The sequence below is a fragment of the Dactylosporangium sp. CA-233914 genome, from assembly GCF_050942935.1.
Classification (GTDB): domain Bacteria; phylum Actinomycetota; class Actinomycetes; order Mycobacteriales; family Micromonosporaceae; genus Dactylosporangium.
The window spans coordinates 12291634-12304772 of the sequence record NZ_CP192030.1 but is presented as its reverse complement, the minus strand read 5'-3'; the positions used below and the strand labels follow the sequence as shown (position 1 = coordinate 12304772).

The 13139-nt window shown below is 72.6% G+C and carries 8 protein-coding genes and 2 pseudogenes; 5 read left to right on the top strand and 5 right to left on the bottom strand.

Annotation, left to right across the window (positions count from 1 at the left end; genetic code table 11):
• Nucleotides 1-39 precede the first annotated feature (39 nt).
• From ACQPY0_RS54975 to ACQPY0_RS54965, 3 genes are all read left to right on the top strand, one after another.
• Nucleotides 40-2484 carry a putative bifunctional diguanylate cyclase/phosphodiesterase gene (locus tag ACQPY0_RS54975; RefSeq protein WP_432980593.1) on the top strand — a complete coding sequence of 815 codons (2445 nt, stop codon included), beginning with the start codon at nt 40-42 and terminating at the stop codon, nt 2482-2484.
• Between the two features lie 11 nt (nt 2485-2495).
• Nucleotides 2496-3194 carry an NRDE family protein gene (locus ACQPY0_RS54970; RefSeq protein ID WP_432980590.1) on the top strand — a complete coding sequence of 233 codons (699 nt, stop codon included), beginning with the start codon at nt 2496-2498 and terminating at the stop codon, nt 3192-3194.
• A 74-nt stretch (nt 3195-3268) separates the two neighbouring features.
• On the top strand, nt 3269-4084 hold the full coding sequence (locus tag ACQPY0_RS54965) for a TetR/AcrR family transcriptional regulator C-terminal domain-containing protein (protein ID WP_432980587.1): 816 nt from the start codon (nt 3269-3271) through the stop codon (nt 4082-4084).
• A 92-nt stretch (nt 4085-4176) separates the two neighbouring features.
• Here ACQPY0_RS54965 and ACQPY0_RS54960 read toward each other — a convergent pair whose 3' ends face one another.
• The 3 genes from ACQPY0_RS54960 to ACQPY0_RS54950 form a co-directional block, all read right to left on the bottom strand.
• Nucleotides 4177-4947: an SDR family NAD(P)-dependent oxidoreductase gene (locus tag ACQPY0_RS54960; protein WP_432980584.1), complete on the bottom strand. Its 771-nt coding sequence runs from the start codon at nt 4945-4947 to the stop codon at nt 4177-4179.
• Between the two features lie 41 nt (nt 4948-4988).
• The gene (locus ACQPY0_RS54955) at nt 4989-5639 is read right to left on the bottom strand and encodes a DUF998 domain-containing protein (protein ID WP_432980581.1); all 651 of its coding nucleotides are present in this window, start codon (nt 5637-5639) and stop codon (nt 4989-4991) included.
• 148 nt (nt 5640-5787) lie between these two features.
• Nucleotides 5788-6231 carry a DUF4396 domain-containing protein gene (locus tag ACQPY0_RS54950; RefSeq protein ID WP_432980578.1) on the bottom strand — a complete coding sequence of 148 codons (444 nt, stop codon included), beginning with the start codon at nt 6229-6231 and terminating at the stop codon, nt 5788-5790.
• Nucleotides 6232-6327: 96 nt separating this feature from the next.
• Between ACQPY0_RS54950 and ACQPY0_RS54945 the strand changes: the two are divergent.
• Nucleotides 6328-7272 (top strand): annotated as a pseudogene (locus ACQPY0_RS54945) (LysR family transcriptional regulator).
• Nucleotides 7273-7298: 26 nt separating this feature from the next.
• On the opposite strand, the gene ACQPY0_RS54940 reads toward ACQPY0_RS54945, so the two are convergent.
• Nucleotides 7299-8423 carry a fibronectin type III domain-containing protein gene (locus tag ACQPY0_RS54940; RefSeq protein WP_432995823.1) on the bottom strand — a complete coding sequence of 375 codons (1125 nt, stop codon included), beginning with the start codon at nt 8421-8423 and terminating at the stop codon, nt 7299-7301.
• Nucleotides 8424-8534: 111 nt separating this feature from the next.
• A pseudogene (locus ACQPY0_RS54935) lies at nt 8535-8834 on the bottom strand (cellulose binding domain-containing protein); the annotation flags it as partial.
• A 166-nt stretch (nt 8835-9000) separates the two neighbouring features.
• On the opposite strand from ACQPY0_RS54935, the gene ACQPY0_RS54930 reads away from it, so the two are divergent.
• Nucleotides 9001-13125: an AAA domain-containing protein gene (locus ACQPY0_RS54930; RefSeq protein ID WP_432980575.1), complete on the top strand. Its 4125-nt coding sequence runs from the start codon at nt 9001-9003 to the stop codon at nt 13123-13125.
• Nucleotides 13126-13139: the final 14 nt, after the last annotated feature.

Here is a 13139-nt window from a genome sequence, read left to right as displayed (position 1 = left end):
AAGAAAGCACGTGGGTGGAGTCGCCCGGACGCTCGGGTCGTGGCGCTCAGCCTCTGGCTGGGCGTCGCGACCATCGCGTGGCACGCCGTGCGCATCCGCACCGTCGGGCTGCCCGGCGACCCCGAGCCGGTGCCGCTGGCGATCCTGACGGTGGCCTTCGCCCTGACCGAGGGCTTCGCGGTGCACGTACGCGTGCGCCGCGGCGGGCACGCGATGAGCCTCAGCGAGATCCCGATGGTGCTGGGGCTGCTCTCCGTCGACGCGACGCTGCTGCTGTGCGTGCGGCTCATCGGCGGGATCATCGGCCTGGCCCTGCTGCGCCGCCAGCGCGGGATCAAGCTCGGCTTCAACGTCGCCCTGCTCGGCGTGCAGACCACGGCCGCGGCGGTGCTGCTGCGCGCGCTGTCCGGGCCGGCGCCGGCGACCGGGCCGCGCGAGTGGCTCAACGTCCTGCTCGTCATGCTCATCTCCGACGTGATCGCCGCGGTCCTCGTCACCGCCGTGATCGCGCTGCACGACGACCCCACCGAGTGGAAGCGGCTGCCGTCGGCCCTGCGGGGCCTGCCGCTCGTCGCCATCACCACCAGCATCGGGCTCATCAGCGCGCTGGCCATCGAGCGCGACGCCCGCGCGATCGCGCTGCTGGCGGTCGTCTCCGCGGTCACGTACCGCGCCTACCGCGCCTACGTCGAGCAGAGCCAGGGCCACCAGCAGGTCGAGGAGCTGTACGCGTTCACGCGCGCCCTCGACGGCCCGCTCGACACCGGCGGCGTCGCCCGGATCGTGCTGGAGCAGGCCCGCGACCAGCTGCGCGCCGAGCGGGCCGAGCTCATCGCCCCAGGCCCCGGCGGCACCCACGTCCGGCTGCGGATGCACGGCCGGCACACCCTGGACCGCAGCACCCTCGACGCGCTGCCGGAGACCGCCTGGTGGCAGCCGGCCCGCCACGGCGAGCCGGTGCTGGTGGCCAAGGGCTCGCGCTTGGCCGGCTCGGCCGAGGACGGCATCGCGGTGCCCGTACAGCTCAACGACGGCGCGACCGGCGTGCTCCTCGTGGCCGGCAGCCTTCCCGACATCCCGACCTTCGGCGAGCGGCACGTGCGGCTGTTCCAGGCCCTGGCCAACCACGCCGGCGTGTCGCTGGCCAAGGCCCGGCTCCTGGACGACCTGCGCCGGGAGGTGGAGCAGAACGAGCGCCTGGCCCTCTACGACCCGCTCACCGGCCTGCCCAACCGCCAGCGTTTCCAGGCCCTGACCGACCGGCTGCGCGAGGCCGGCACCCCGCTCGCCGTGCTGCTCATGGACCTGGACCGGTTCAAGGACGTCAACGACGCCCTCGGCCACGACGTCGGCGACCAGCTGCTGCGCCAGGTCGGCGAGCGGCTGCAGGTCCGCCTCGGCGAGCGCGGCACGGTCGCCCGCTTCGGCGGCGACGAGTTCGCGGTACTGCTGCCGGGCATCGCCACCCACGAGGCCGCGATCACCGTCGGCGACGACCTCGACGCGGCGATGGAGTACCCGGTGCCGATCGGCCACCTGCGGCTCAACGCCCGGGTGAGCATCGGCATCGCGCTCGCCCCCGAGCACGGCCACGACGCCAAGACGCTGATCCAGCGCGCGGACGTGGCGATGTACGTCGCGAAGAACACCCACACCCGCGTGCGCGTCTACACCAGCGACGACGACCGCAACAGCCCGCGCCGGCTGGCCATGGTCGCCGACCTGCGCGAGGCGATCCAGCGCCGCGACATCGTGGTGGTCTTCCAGCCCAAGCTCGAGACCGCGACCGGCGTGGTCGTCGGCGCCGAGGCCCTGGCCCGCTGGCACCACCCGGTGCACGGTTTCGTCCCGCCGGACGAGTTCATCCCGCTCGCCGAGCACTCGGGCCTGATCCGCCCCCTGACCCTGCACGTGCTGGAGGTCGCCCTGCGCCGCTGCGCCGCCTGGCGGCGCATGGGACACGACATGCACGTGGCCGTGAACCTCTCGCCGAACAGCCTGCAGGAGTGCGAGCTGCCCGACATCGTCGCCCGCCTGCTGGGCCAGGCCGGGGTCCCGGCCGGCGCCCTGACCCTGGAGATCACCGAGAGCAGCATCATGGCCGACCCGACCGGCGCGCTGGTCATCCTCGACCGGCTGCACGCCCTCGGGGTCAAGCTCGCCATCGACGACTTCGGCACCGGCTACTCGTCGCTGGGCCGGCTGCGCGAGCTGCCCATCCACGAGATGAAGATCGACCGCTCGTTCGTGCAGCGCATCGCCGTCGACCACCGCGACCGGGCCGTGGTGCGCTCCGCCGTCCAGCTCGGCCACGCCCTGGACCTCATGGTCGTCGCGGAGGGCGTGGAGGACGAGCAGACCCTGCACCACCTGCGGCAGGAGGGCTGCAACCTGGTCCAGGGGTACTACATCTCCAAGCCGCTGCCGGCGGACGAGTTCGCGGATTGGCTGACCGCCCGAGTGCCGTTGCTCGGCGGGGCATAACGTTCGGTCCCATGTGCACCGTGCTCCTCCGGTTCGACCCCGACGCCGCCTGGCCCGTGCTGCTGGCCGCTGTCCGCGACGAGTACCTCGCCCGCCCCTGGGAGCCCCCAGCCGAGCACTGGCCCGGCCGCTTCGGCGGGCGCGACAGCACCGCCGGCGGCACCTGGCTGGCCGTGGACCCGGCCCGCCCGAGCGTGACGGCCCTGCTCAACGGCTTCCCGCCGCTGCCTCCGGCCGGCGATCGACCCACCCGCGGCTCGCTCCCGCTGGCCTCGTTCCCGCCGGACGACGACGTGCTGCGCTCCTTCGACGCCTTCCACCTCGTGCGCGCCGAGCCCACCGAGGTCGCCGTGACCTCCTGGGACGGCGTCAACGTCACCCATCGCCTGCTCGAGCCCGGCGACCACGTGATCGTCAACCACGGCGTCGACGTCAACGACTTCGCCCCGCTGCGCGCCGCCGCGAGCCCGGACCCGAAGCCCGGCCTGCCGCCGGCGCAGGCGTGGGGCGACTGGATCGCCCTGCTCGCCGGCGGGGATTTCACCGGCGCCGCCGTGCGCCCGCTGCTGGTGCGCAAGGAGGTCGAGGGCCTGCTGTACGGCTCCGGCTCCGCCGCCCTGATCGCGATCGGCGAGCCGGGGGTGCGTTACGACTTCACCGCCAACCCCGGCCCGGACGCGGCCTGGGGCGAGATCCCGCTGCCGGACTGACGCGGTTAGACTTCGGGTTTTGGGCGGTAGAGTTCTGGGTTTTGGGGCAATTCGGTGCGGGTGGGGAGGCGGGTGTGACGCGGTTTGCGACGGAGATTGTCGCGGATCTGCGCCAGCGCGTCATCGCGGGCGATCTGAAGCCGGGCGACTACTACCCCACCGCGCACGACATCATGCGCGACTGGGAAGCCACGATGGCCACCGCCTACAAGGCGATGCTGCTGATGCGACAGGAGGGCCTCGCCGAGAAGGTGCACGGCCATCACGGCATCCGGGTCACCGAGCAGGCCCCGGAGGTCGCCGCCGCCTGGAGCCCCCCGCCGCCGCCCCGCGAGGAGTATCGCGCGAAGTTCCGCGAGCGGATGGTGCGCGCCGCGATCAAGCTCGCCGACGCCGGCGGCCTGGAGGGCGTCTCCATGCGGCTCGTGGCCGAGGCGATCGACGCCCGGATCATGTCGCTGTACCACTACGTGCGTGACCGCGCCCACCTCGAGGTCGTGATGGCCGACACGATCTTCTCCAAGCACCCGCCGCCGAAGCGCCCGACCGGCGACTGGCGGGCGCAGCTGGAGCGGCTGTGCCGGCTGCAGTGGCAGATGTACCGCAAGCACGCCTGGCTCGCCGAGGCCGTCACCTTCAGCCAGCCCGAGGACACCCCGCACGTGGTCGCCCACACCGAGTGGGCGGTCCGCGCGCTGGCCGGCACCGGCCTGCCCGCGCCGACCCTGCCCGACCTGGCCGCGACCGCCGCCGACTTCGTGCGCGGCAGCGCGATGAGCCTGGAGCGCGCCCCCGAGGTGCGCAAGGCCGAGACCGAGCAGGACGACGCCCTCTTCGAGTTCGGCCTCCGGGTCCTGCTGGACGGTTTCGCTCCCCAGCCGGTCGGGTAGCCCCCGCCTCCGCCTCCCGCCGGATCCGCTGCCTCACACGTTCGCTCCCCAGCCGGTCAGGTAGCCTCCGCCTCCCGTCGGGGTTCGCTGCCTCACCCGAGCCCGGTCGCGACGAGCGACGCGTCCCAGAGCCGGGCGGCCCGGCCCGGGTCGGTGGAGCGCGGCGTGGCCGGGAAGAGCTCGCGCCCGAAGTAGTACCCGCCGGGGACCAGGTCACCAGCCGGCGCGTCGGCGAGCCAGCACAGCGTCCCGGCGGCCCGCTCCGGCGAGCTGAACAGCCCCGGGATCGGCTTGGCCAGCATGAACAGCGGGCTGCTGGACGCGAACCGGCTGCGTACGAGCCCGGGGAAGAACGCGGTGGGCAGAATGCCGTGCGGCCGCCACCGCCGGGCGGCCTCCCTGGTGAAGAGGATGTTCGCCTGCTTCGACGACCCGTACGCGAGCCACCGCGCCCGATGCCCGATCGAATCCTTGAGCGGGTCGTCGACGTCGAGCACGCCCCACGCCTCGGCCAGCGACGCGGTGGTGACGATCCGCCCGCCGCGAAGCCGTTCGAGCAGTTCGTGGGCGAGCAGGAAGCCGGCGAGGTGGTTCACGACGAGGGCGCGCGGGCCGCGGTACAGCCCACCGGCGTTGTTGACCAGCACATCGACGCGTTCGCACAGCTGCTCGATCCGCGCGGCGGCCGCCCGGACCTGCCCGAGGTCGGCGAAGTCGGCCCGCACGGTCTGCGAGCCGGGCAGCTCGCCCCCGGCCGCGGCCAGCCGCCGCTCGTCGCGCCCGAGGAGGATGAGGCGGTCTCCCCGCGCGGCGAACCGGCGCGCGGCGGCGAGCCCGATCCCGGCGCTGGCCCCGGTGACCACAACCGTCCGCCCTCGCCCCGTGCCTGGCGCTGGGTCTTCCCTCATGGTCGCGGATCCCGGGCGCTATCGGCGCGCGGATCCCGGGCGCCGATGGCGATCTCGGCGTCGGCGCGGTCCCTCCGGGCGTGGTGGATCGCGGTCAGGACGACCCAGGCCGAGACGCCGATCAGGGCCGCCCGCTCCGTCATGCCCGTGAACAGCGAACGCCCCGCGAACAGGATGCCGCCGGCGGAGAGCAGCAGCGGCGGGTACGCGATCACGACCCCGACCAAGCCGGTCCACCGCAGCGGGGGAGGCCGCAGGGAGTACAGCAGGATCGCCAGCGCGCACAGCAGCAGCGCGCCGATCGCGGCGGCCGCGTGGACCAGGTCGCGGGGCGCCGGGGTCTCGTACGGTGGCAGGGGGCAGCCTGGGCTGCAGTGCACCACCCCGGACAGCGCGGCCAGCGGTGCGGCGAGCGTCAGGGACGCGCCGATGAGCACGCAGGCCCGGCGGCCCGGGAGGGCCAGCAGGGCCAGCGACGCCGCCAGCAGGATCATGCTGGCCTGGTAGAGCCCCGCGTGCGGCGCGCCGGGCACCCCGGACTCGGACACGTAGGCGGAGGCCGCCGAGCCGGCGACGGCGCAGGTCAGCCCCGCCACGCCGAGCGCGCCGGCGGATGCGGACCCGGCGGCGGCCCAGCGGTTGATCACCGCTCCAAGAGTAGCGAGAACAGAGTAGCGAGAACCGCGTGGCCACGAATCGGATCCCGGAGGCGGTGGCGCGCTGCTCAAACCCACCTTAACACACGCGAAAAAGTTGGATCTATCAATCTTGCGCGGAGTGAAGCAGTGGTTGCGATCAGTGGTGATGGTGCTGGTGGACGACCGCGTGGCCGCGGCCCCGGGCGATCAGGAACCGGTTCACCGGCACCGTCACCGCGAATGCTATCGCCAGCGAGGCCAGCAGGCTCAGCCAGAACAGCGGGCTGGTCAGGCCGGCGTCCATCGCGCCCGGGACGGCCAGGACGACCGCGTTGTCGACGATCTCCATCGAGGCGATCGAGGCCGTGTCGGCGGCGAGCACCACCGGCAGGGCCGCGCCCAGGGTCAGGCCGGCGGCGAGCACCGAGCGCAGCGTGAGCGCGTAGCCGAACACGAAGGCGAGCGCGATCGACAGGATGACGGTGGCCGCGTTGCCCCAGCCGAGGGCGGTGCCGGCGATCATGCCCAGCATCTCGCCGATCGCGCAGCCGGTGAGGCAGTGCAGCGTGGCGGTCACGGCCTGGCGGGTCAGGGATTCCATGTCGGCCACTATATACCCCCTGGGGGTATGTGCAAGTCTGAAGGTTTCATAAAGCGACATCTCTCGATGTATTCCTCGGCTGGAACCGACCTAGTTATGGAACTGGAGCTGCGGCATCTGCGGGTCGTATGCGCGATCGCGGACGCCGGCAGCGTGACCAGGGCCGCGTCCGCGCTCGGGCTGGCCCAGCCGGCGCTCACCGCCCAGCTGCAGCGCATCGAGCGCGCGCTCGGCGGTGCGTTGTTCGAGCGGGACCGGCGCGGCGCGCGGGCGACGCCGCTGGGGGAGCTGGTGCTGGCCCGGGCCCGGGTGCTGCTGCCGGCCGTGAAGGGGCTGCAGGACGAGGCGACCCGGCTGGCCGGCGCGGCCGGGCCGGCGGGGCGGTACCGGATCGGCGCGGTCAACGGCCCGATCCTGGGTGGCCTCGTCCACCGGATCACCAGCAACCACCCGGCCGCCCAGGTCACCACGCACGCGTCCTGGTCCACGGCGGAGCTCGGCGACTTCGTGCTCGCCGGCAAGCTCGACTTCGTGCTGGTCGGCGCGTGCGGGGACGCCCCGCCGGCCACCGACACCGGCCTGGCCTGTGATCGCCGCCGACCCCGTGTTCCTGCTGCTGCCCGAGAAGCACGAGCTGGCCGGGCGGGACGACGTGGAGCGCCGACGCGCAGTGGGTGGCCGCACCCGGCGACGGCTGCTCCTCGGCCTGCCACGCGACGGCCTGCGCGCGGGCCGGGTTCACGCCGAAGGTGCTCTTCGAGACCGAGGTCCGCGGCGCGATCGACCTGATCGAGTCCGGCGACGCGGTGGGGCTGTGCCAGGCGACGCTGCGGCCGATCGCGGGGCTGACCACCATGCCGATCGCCAATACGCCGCTGCACTGGCGGCAGATGCTGGGCTGGCTGCCCGACGGGCCGGTGGCGGATCTGGCCGGCCAGGTCTGGGCCTACGCGATCGAGTCCTACGCGAACGCGGTGCCGCAACGAGCGGTATCGCAACTGGCTGGGCCGCCACCCCGACCGGCGGGGGCCGACGCTGTAACCGGCGTCAGCCCCCGCGGCGGATCGTCAGCCGGTGAATGTGGCTGTGATCTGGGTGAATTGCCAGTTGTTTTGTGTGATGCCGGAGCAGTTGGAGACGACGCCGCCGCCGGGGCAGGGGCGGTCGCGGTTGACGGACCAGAAGGCGAGGCGGGCGAGGTGGTGGGTTTGGGCGTAGTCGCGGATTTGTTGCCAGTATGCGACTGAGGTGAGTTCTTGTTGGTCGGAGAGGCCGTTCATGCCGGAGATGCCCATGTGGCGGTAGGCGGTGTCGTCGTTCCAGCCGAATGCGGTTTTGAGCATGGTTTTGAGGCCTTCGGAGGCGCTGACGGTGCTGGTGTACATGTTGGCGCCGCCGCCGAAGTCGAAGGGCATGATGGTGAAGATGTCGATGTTCGCGTTGGTGGATGCGGCGCGGTTGATGAGTTGTTGTGCGTAGTAGCCGGGGCCGGTGGTGGCGGTGCCGAAGGTGACGATGACTTTCAGGTTGGGGTTGTTTTGTTTGATGATTTTGAGGGCGTCGACGATGCGGTTGCGGACGGTGTCGTTTTCGAATTCGTCGGTGTTTTCGATGTCGATGTCGATGGCTTTGAGGTTGTAGGCGTTGATGACGGTTTGGTAGGCGTTGGCGAGGGCTTGGGGGGTGGAGCAGTTCGGGCCGAGTTTGTTGCCGCTCCAGCCGCCGAAGGATGGGATCACGTCGCCGCCGCCGGCGCGGATCTGGTTGATGACGGTTTGGTCGACGCCGCCGGTGAGTGGCCGGTTGCCGTCCCAGGCGGGGGTGCAGCCGCCGTTGGCGAGGACGAACGCGAGGGTGAACCATGTGATGCCGGTGGCGGACTGGATGGTCTGTGGGTTGGGTGGGTCGCCCCACTGGTAGAGGTAGGGTGCGGCGGCGAACCCGGCTGGTGGGTTGGTGGTGCCGCCGGTGGTGGTGGCGGTGATGCTGTTCGACGCCGCCGATTCGCCCTGGGCGTTGTACGCCTTGACGGTGTACGTGTGGGTGGAGCCTGCGGTCAGGCCGGAGACCGTCGTGCTGGTGGTGGTGACCGTGGCGCGCACCGTGGCGCCCTCGTAGACGCGATACCCGGTCGGGCTACCGGTCGACGCGTTCCACGCCAGCGCCAGACTCGTATTCGTGGTCGCGGTCACCCGCAGGTCGCCCGGCGCGGACGGGGCGCCCGGCGTCGTGGTGCCACCGGAGCACGAGGCGCCGTTGAGCGTGCAGTTCGCCGGGTCGCCGCTGCCCGCGGCTATGAAGCCGAAGCTGGCCGTGGCGCCGGGTGCGATCGTGCCGTTCCAGCTGTTGGTGACGACGATGTGGCCGGTCGAGCCGGTCCGGTTGCCGTCCCACGACGAGCTGACCGAGGTGCCGGACGGCAGGTCGAACGCGACCGTCCAGCCGTTGATCGTCGACGCGGTGCCGTTGGTGATCGTGTACTTCGCCTCGTAGCCGGTGCCCCAGCTCGAGGTCTTGACGAAGGTCGCGGTGGCGGCCGCGGCGAACGCCGGCGCTTGAGAGATGACGGTGGCCGCGACTGTTGCCAGGGCAGCCGCGATCACCCCGATTCGCAGTCTCCGCACGATGGTCCTGCCTCGGGTAGAAGGGGGGTTCGGGCGCCCTTGGCGGGCAGCCTACGCGAAGGTTTCTTAACAGTAAAGGTTCTTCATCTATTGCGGCTGTTCGGTTGGCCCGGGCCTCCTTGCCAGGACGGCTACGCTCGCAACCGTGGAGGACGCGCTCGACCGGCGGGGCACGCTGGTGCAGGAGGCGGCCCGCCGCTGGCGGTCACAGCTGATCGACCTCGGCGGCCGCAACACGCTGCTGTACTACCGCGACCTGCGCGTGGGCACCCTGGATCTGAGCGCCGCCGACCCGGTCGCCCTGCAGGCCCTGCTCGGCGGCCGCACCTTGCCACTGGGCCAGATCTTCGCCGACCGGGAGGCGCACGCCACCGCGATCAAACGGGCCCGCACGATCCGCAACAAGGCGCGCGAGCTCACCGAGGAGCGGGGCATCGAGACCTGCTTCGCCGCGATCGGCAGCGCCACCTGGACCCAGCCGCCCGGCTCCGGCGCCGCCCCGGCCGCCCCGGTGCTGCTGCGCTCGGCCCAGCTGCGCGCCCGCGGCGCCGCCGAGGACGACTTCGACCTCACCCTGCAGGGCGACCTGGAGCTCAACCCGACGCTGCTGCAGCTGCTCGAGGAGGACTTCGGCGTGCGGGTCGACGCCGACGAGCTCGAGGAGCTGGTCAGCTACACCGCGGGGTTCGATCCGCAGCCGCTGTACGAGCGGCTCGTGAAGGAGGCCGCCGGCCGCGTGCGCGGCTTCACGGTCAGCCCCCGTTTCGTGCTCGGCACGTTCTCCTACGCCAAGCTGCCGATGGTCACCGACCTGCGGGTCGCCGCCCGCGCGCTGGTCCAGCACGACGTCATCGCCGCGATCGCCGGCGACCGCGACGCCCAGGCGGCGCTGCGTCCGGCGGGTGGTGGCATCGCCCTGCGCGACCCGGACTGGATCCCGCCGGAGGACGAGTTCCTGGTCCTCGACGCCGACTCCTCGCAGAACTACGCGATCAACGCGGTCCTGGCCGGCCAGCACAGCGTGATCAAGGGCCCGCCCGGCACCGGCAAGAGCCAGACCATCGCCAACCTCATCGCCTCGCTGGTCGCCCGGGGCAAGCGGGTGCTGTTCGTGGCCGAGAAGCGCGCCGCGATCACCGCCGTGACCGACCGGCTGGCCCGGCGCGGCCTGGGCAACCTGGTGATGGATGTCCACGACGGCACGACCTCGCGCAGGAAGGTCGCGGCGGACCTCAAGGCCGCGTTCGACTCGGCGGCCCGCATCGCCCAGCCCGACCTCGGCGTCCTGCACGAGACCCTGGCGGCCCGCCGCGCCGCCCTCAACGACCACGACGACGCGATGCACCAGGTGCGCGAGCCGTGGGGCGTCTCGGCGTTCCAGGCCCAGTCCGAGATGATGCGCCTGGCCGCGGTCGTCCACCCGATGACCGCCGTCCGGCTGCGCGGCCCGGTGCTGGCCAACCTCGACGCGGCCAACGCCCGGCGTTTGCGCGAGCAGTTGCGCGACTACGCGACGCTCGGTGGCTTCGCGCTCACCGAGCAGCAGTCGGGGTGGATCGGCGCGAGCGTGCGCACGCCGCAGGAGGCCGAGGCCGCGTTCGACCTCGCCGAGCGCCTGTCCGGGCGGACGCTGCCGGAGGCGCGCCCCGCGCTGGAGTATGTCGCCGCCCAGACCGGCCTGCACCGCCCGGTCAACGTCGCCGGCTGGCGTGCCCTGTTCGCCTTCCTCGGCCAGGTCGCCGCCACGCTGGTTTCGTTCAAGCCGGAGGTGTACCAAGCCGAGCTCGACCCGCACATCGCCTCCGCCGCGGACGCGCAGTGGCGCCGCGCCAACGCCGGCCGGCCGGGCGCGGACGCGGGCTGGTGGACCCGCCGCAAGATGCGCAAGCGGGCCGCGCAGCTCTGGCGCGGCAGCGGCAACCCCAGTCGCCGGCAGCTCTTCGAGGGCCTCACCGCGGCCCAGACCCAGCGCGAGCAGTGGGCGCGCATGGCCGCCGACGGCGGGACGCCGCGCCAGCCGTCCGAGCTCCCGCGCGCCCGCGCCGCGTTCGACCTGCTCGATCGGCAGGTGCAGGAGCTTCAGCAGTACTGCGCTCACATCCCGCTGCTCACCCTCGACCTCGACCGCCTGGCCCGCGGGCTGGCGAGCCTGGCCGCCGACGAGCGCACGCTGCGCCGCGTCCCGCGCATGAACGAGCTCGCCGAGTCCTTCGCGAACGCGGGCCTGCACCAGCTGGTCGAGGACCTGCAGGCCCGCAGGGCAGACGCCGACCAGACAGCGGCGGTCTTCGACGCGTGCTGGTATGCCTCGATCCTGCAGCACCTGAACTTCACCGACCCGCGCGTCGGCGCCTTCGACGGCCCGCTGCACGCCCGGACGGTCGCCGAGTTCCGCGACGCCGACCGCCGCCACATCGACGCCACCGCCACCCGGGTCCTGCGCGCCGTGGCCGAGCACATCACGCACACCCGCGACCAGTACCCGGACGAGAGCAGCCTGGTCGAGCACCAGGCCAACCTCAAGCGCCGCCACCTGCCGATCCGCCAGCTCTTCGCCACGGCCCCGCACATGCTCACCGCCCTGCGCCCGTGCTGGGCGATGAGCCCCCTGGTCGTCTCCCAGCTGCTACCGCCCCAGGCCGACCTCTTCGACGTGGTCGTCTTCGACGAGGCCAGCCAGGTGACCCCGGCGGACGCCGTGCCGGCCCTGCTGCGCGGCCGCCAGATCGTGGTCGCCGGCGACGAGCACCAGCTCCCGCCGACGTCGTTCTTCACCGCGGCCGAGGAGGGCACCGCGGCCGACCCGCTGGGCGTCAACCCCGACGGCTCGATCGACCTCTCGCTGACCTCCGGCTACGAGTCGATCCTGGACGTGCTGACCGCGCTGCTGCCCGGTTACCTGCTGCGCTGGCACTACCGCAGCCAGGACGACCGCCTGATCGGCTTCTCCAACGCCCACATCTACGAAGGCTCCCTGGTGACCTTCCCGGGCGTGGCCGGCGACGGAACGCTCCAGCACGTCCACGTCTCCGCCGTCGCCGACGAGGCCGCCCCGGACTCGGTGACCGCCGAGGTCGACCGGGTGGTGGAGCTGATCCTCCAGCACGCCCAGATCCGCCCGAACGAGTCCCTGGGCGTCATCACGATGGGCATCACCCACGCCGAACGCATCGACCTCGCCCTGCGCAGGGCGCTGTCGGCCCGTCGCGAGTTGCACCCGTTCTTCGCCGACACGGCCGCGGAGCCCTTCTTCGTGAAGAACCTGGAGCGCGTCCAGGGCGACGAGCGCGACGCGATCATCCTGTCGATCGGATACGGCAAGAACGCCTCGGGCCGCCTGCTGTACCGCTTCGGCCCCCTGCTCCTGCCGGGCGGCGAGCGCCGCCTGAACGTCGCCGTGACCCGGGCCCGCCGCCGCATGACCCTGGTCAGCTCGTTCACGGCCGCGGACATGGACCCGGCCCGCTCGACGAGCGACGGCGTCCGCCTGCTGCGGTCATATCTGGAATACGCGGAGTCCGGCGGCACGTCGCTGTCCCCGGCGGCCGCGGACCGCCCGCCGCTGAACGCCTTCGAGGCGGACGTGCGTGACCGCCTGACCGCCGCGGGCATCCCGGTGACGCCCCAGTTCGGCGTGGCCGGCTACTCGATCGACTTCGCCTGCGCCCACCCGAGCGACCCCAGCGAGATGGTCCTGGCCATCGAGGCTGACGGCGCGACGTACCACTCCGCGAGCACGGCCCGCGACCGCGACCGCCTGCGCCAGGAGCAGCTGGAGCGCCTGGGCTGGCGCTTCCACCGGATCTGGTCCACGGACTGGTTCGCCGACCCGGTGGCGGAGACCACTCGCGCGCGGGCCGCGTATGACGAGGCGGTGGCGGCGGTGGAGGCCCGCCGCACGGACGAGCCCACAGTGGTGCTGGACCTGCAGCCCTCGGCGGCCGAACCGTCCCCTGATGAGGATCATCGCCCCGCCCCGAAGCCGGTGTTCGCCCCCGGCCGCCCGATCGCCGAATACCCGCACGAGCTCCTGGTCGACCTGATCCGGTGGATCGAGTCCGACACGCTGCTGCGCACCGAGGAGCAGGTGGCGGAGGAGGCCCGCAAACAGCTGGGCTTCAAGCGCGGCGGGACCCGGATCAACGCGGCCCTGACGGCGGCCCTGCAGGACGCCCGCGCCCAGTCTGCGAGCCCCGACCCGGACCAGACCCGCGTCCTGCACCTGGACGAGCCCGCGACGAACCCCGGCCAGCGCCCCGAAACCGACTGACGCGGGCCACCCAC

Excerpts from the sequence above, each read along its gene's own strand:
- ACQPY0_RS54970 (WP_432980590.1), top strand. The coding sequence starts at position 2,496 with ATGTGCACCGTGCTCCTCCGGTTCGACCCCGACGCCGCCTGGCCCGTG.
- ACQPY0_RS54950 (WP_432980578.1), bottom strand. The coding sequence starts at position 6,231 with ATGGAATCCCTGACCCGCCAGGCCGTGACCGCCACGCTGCACTGCCTC.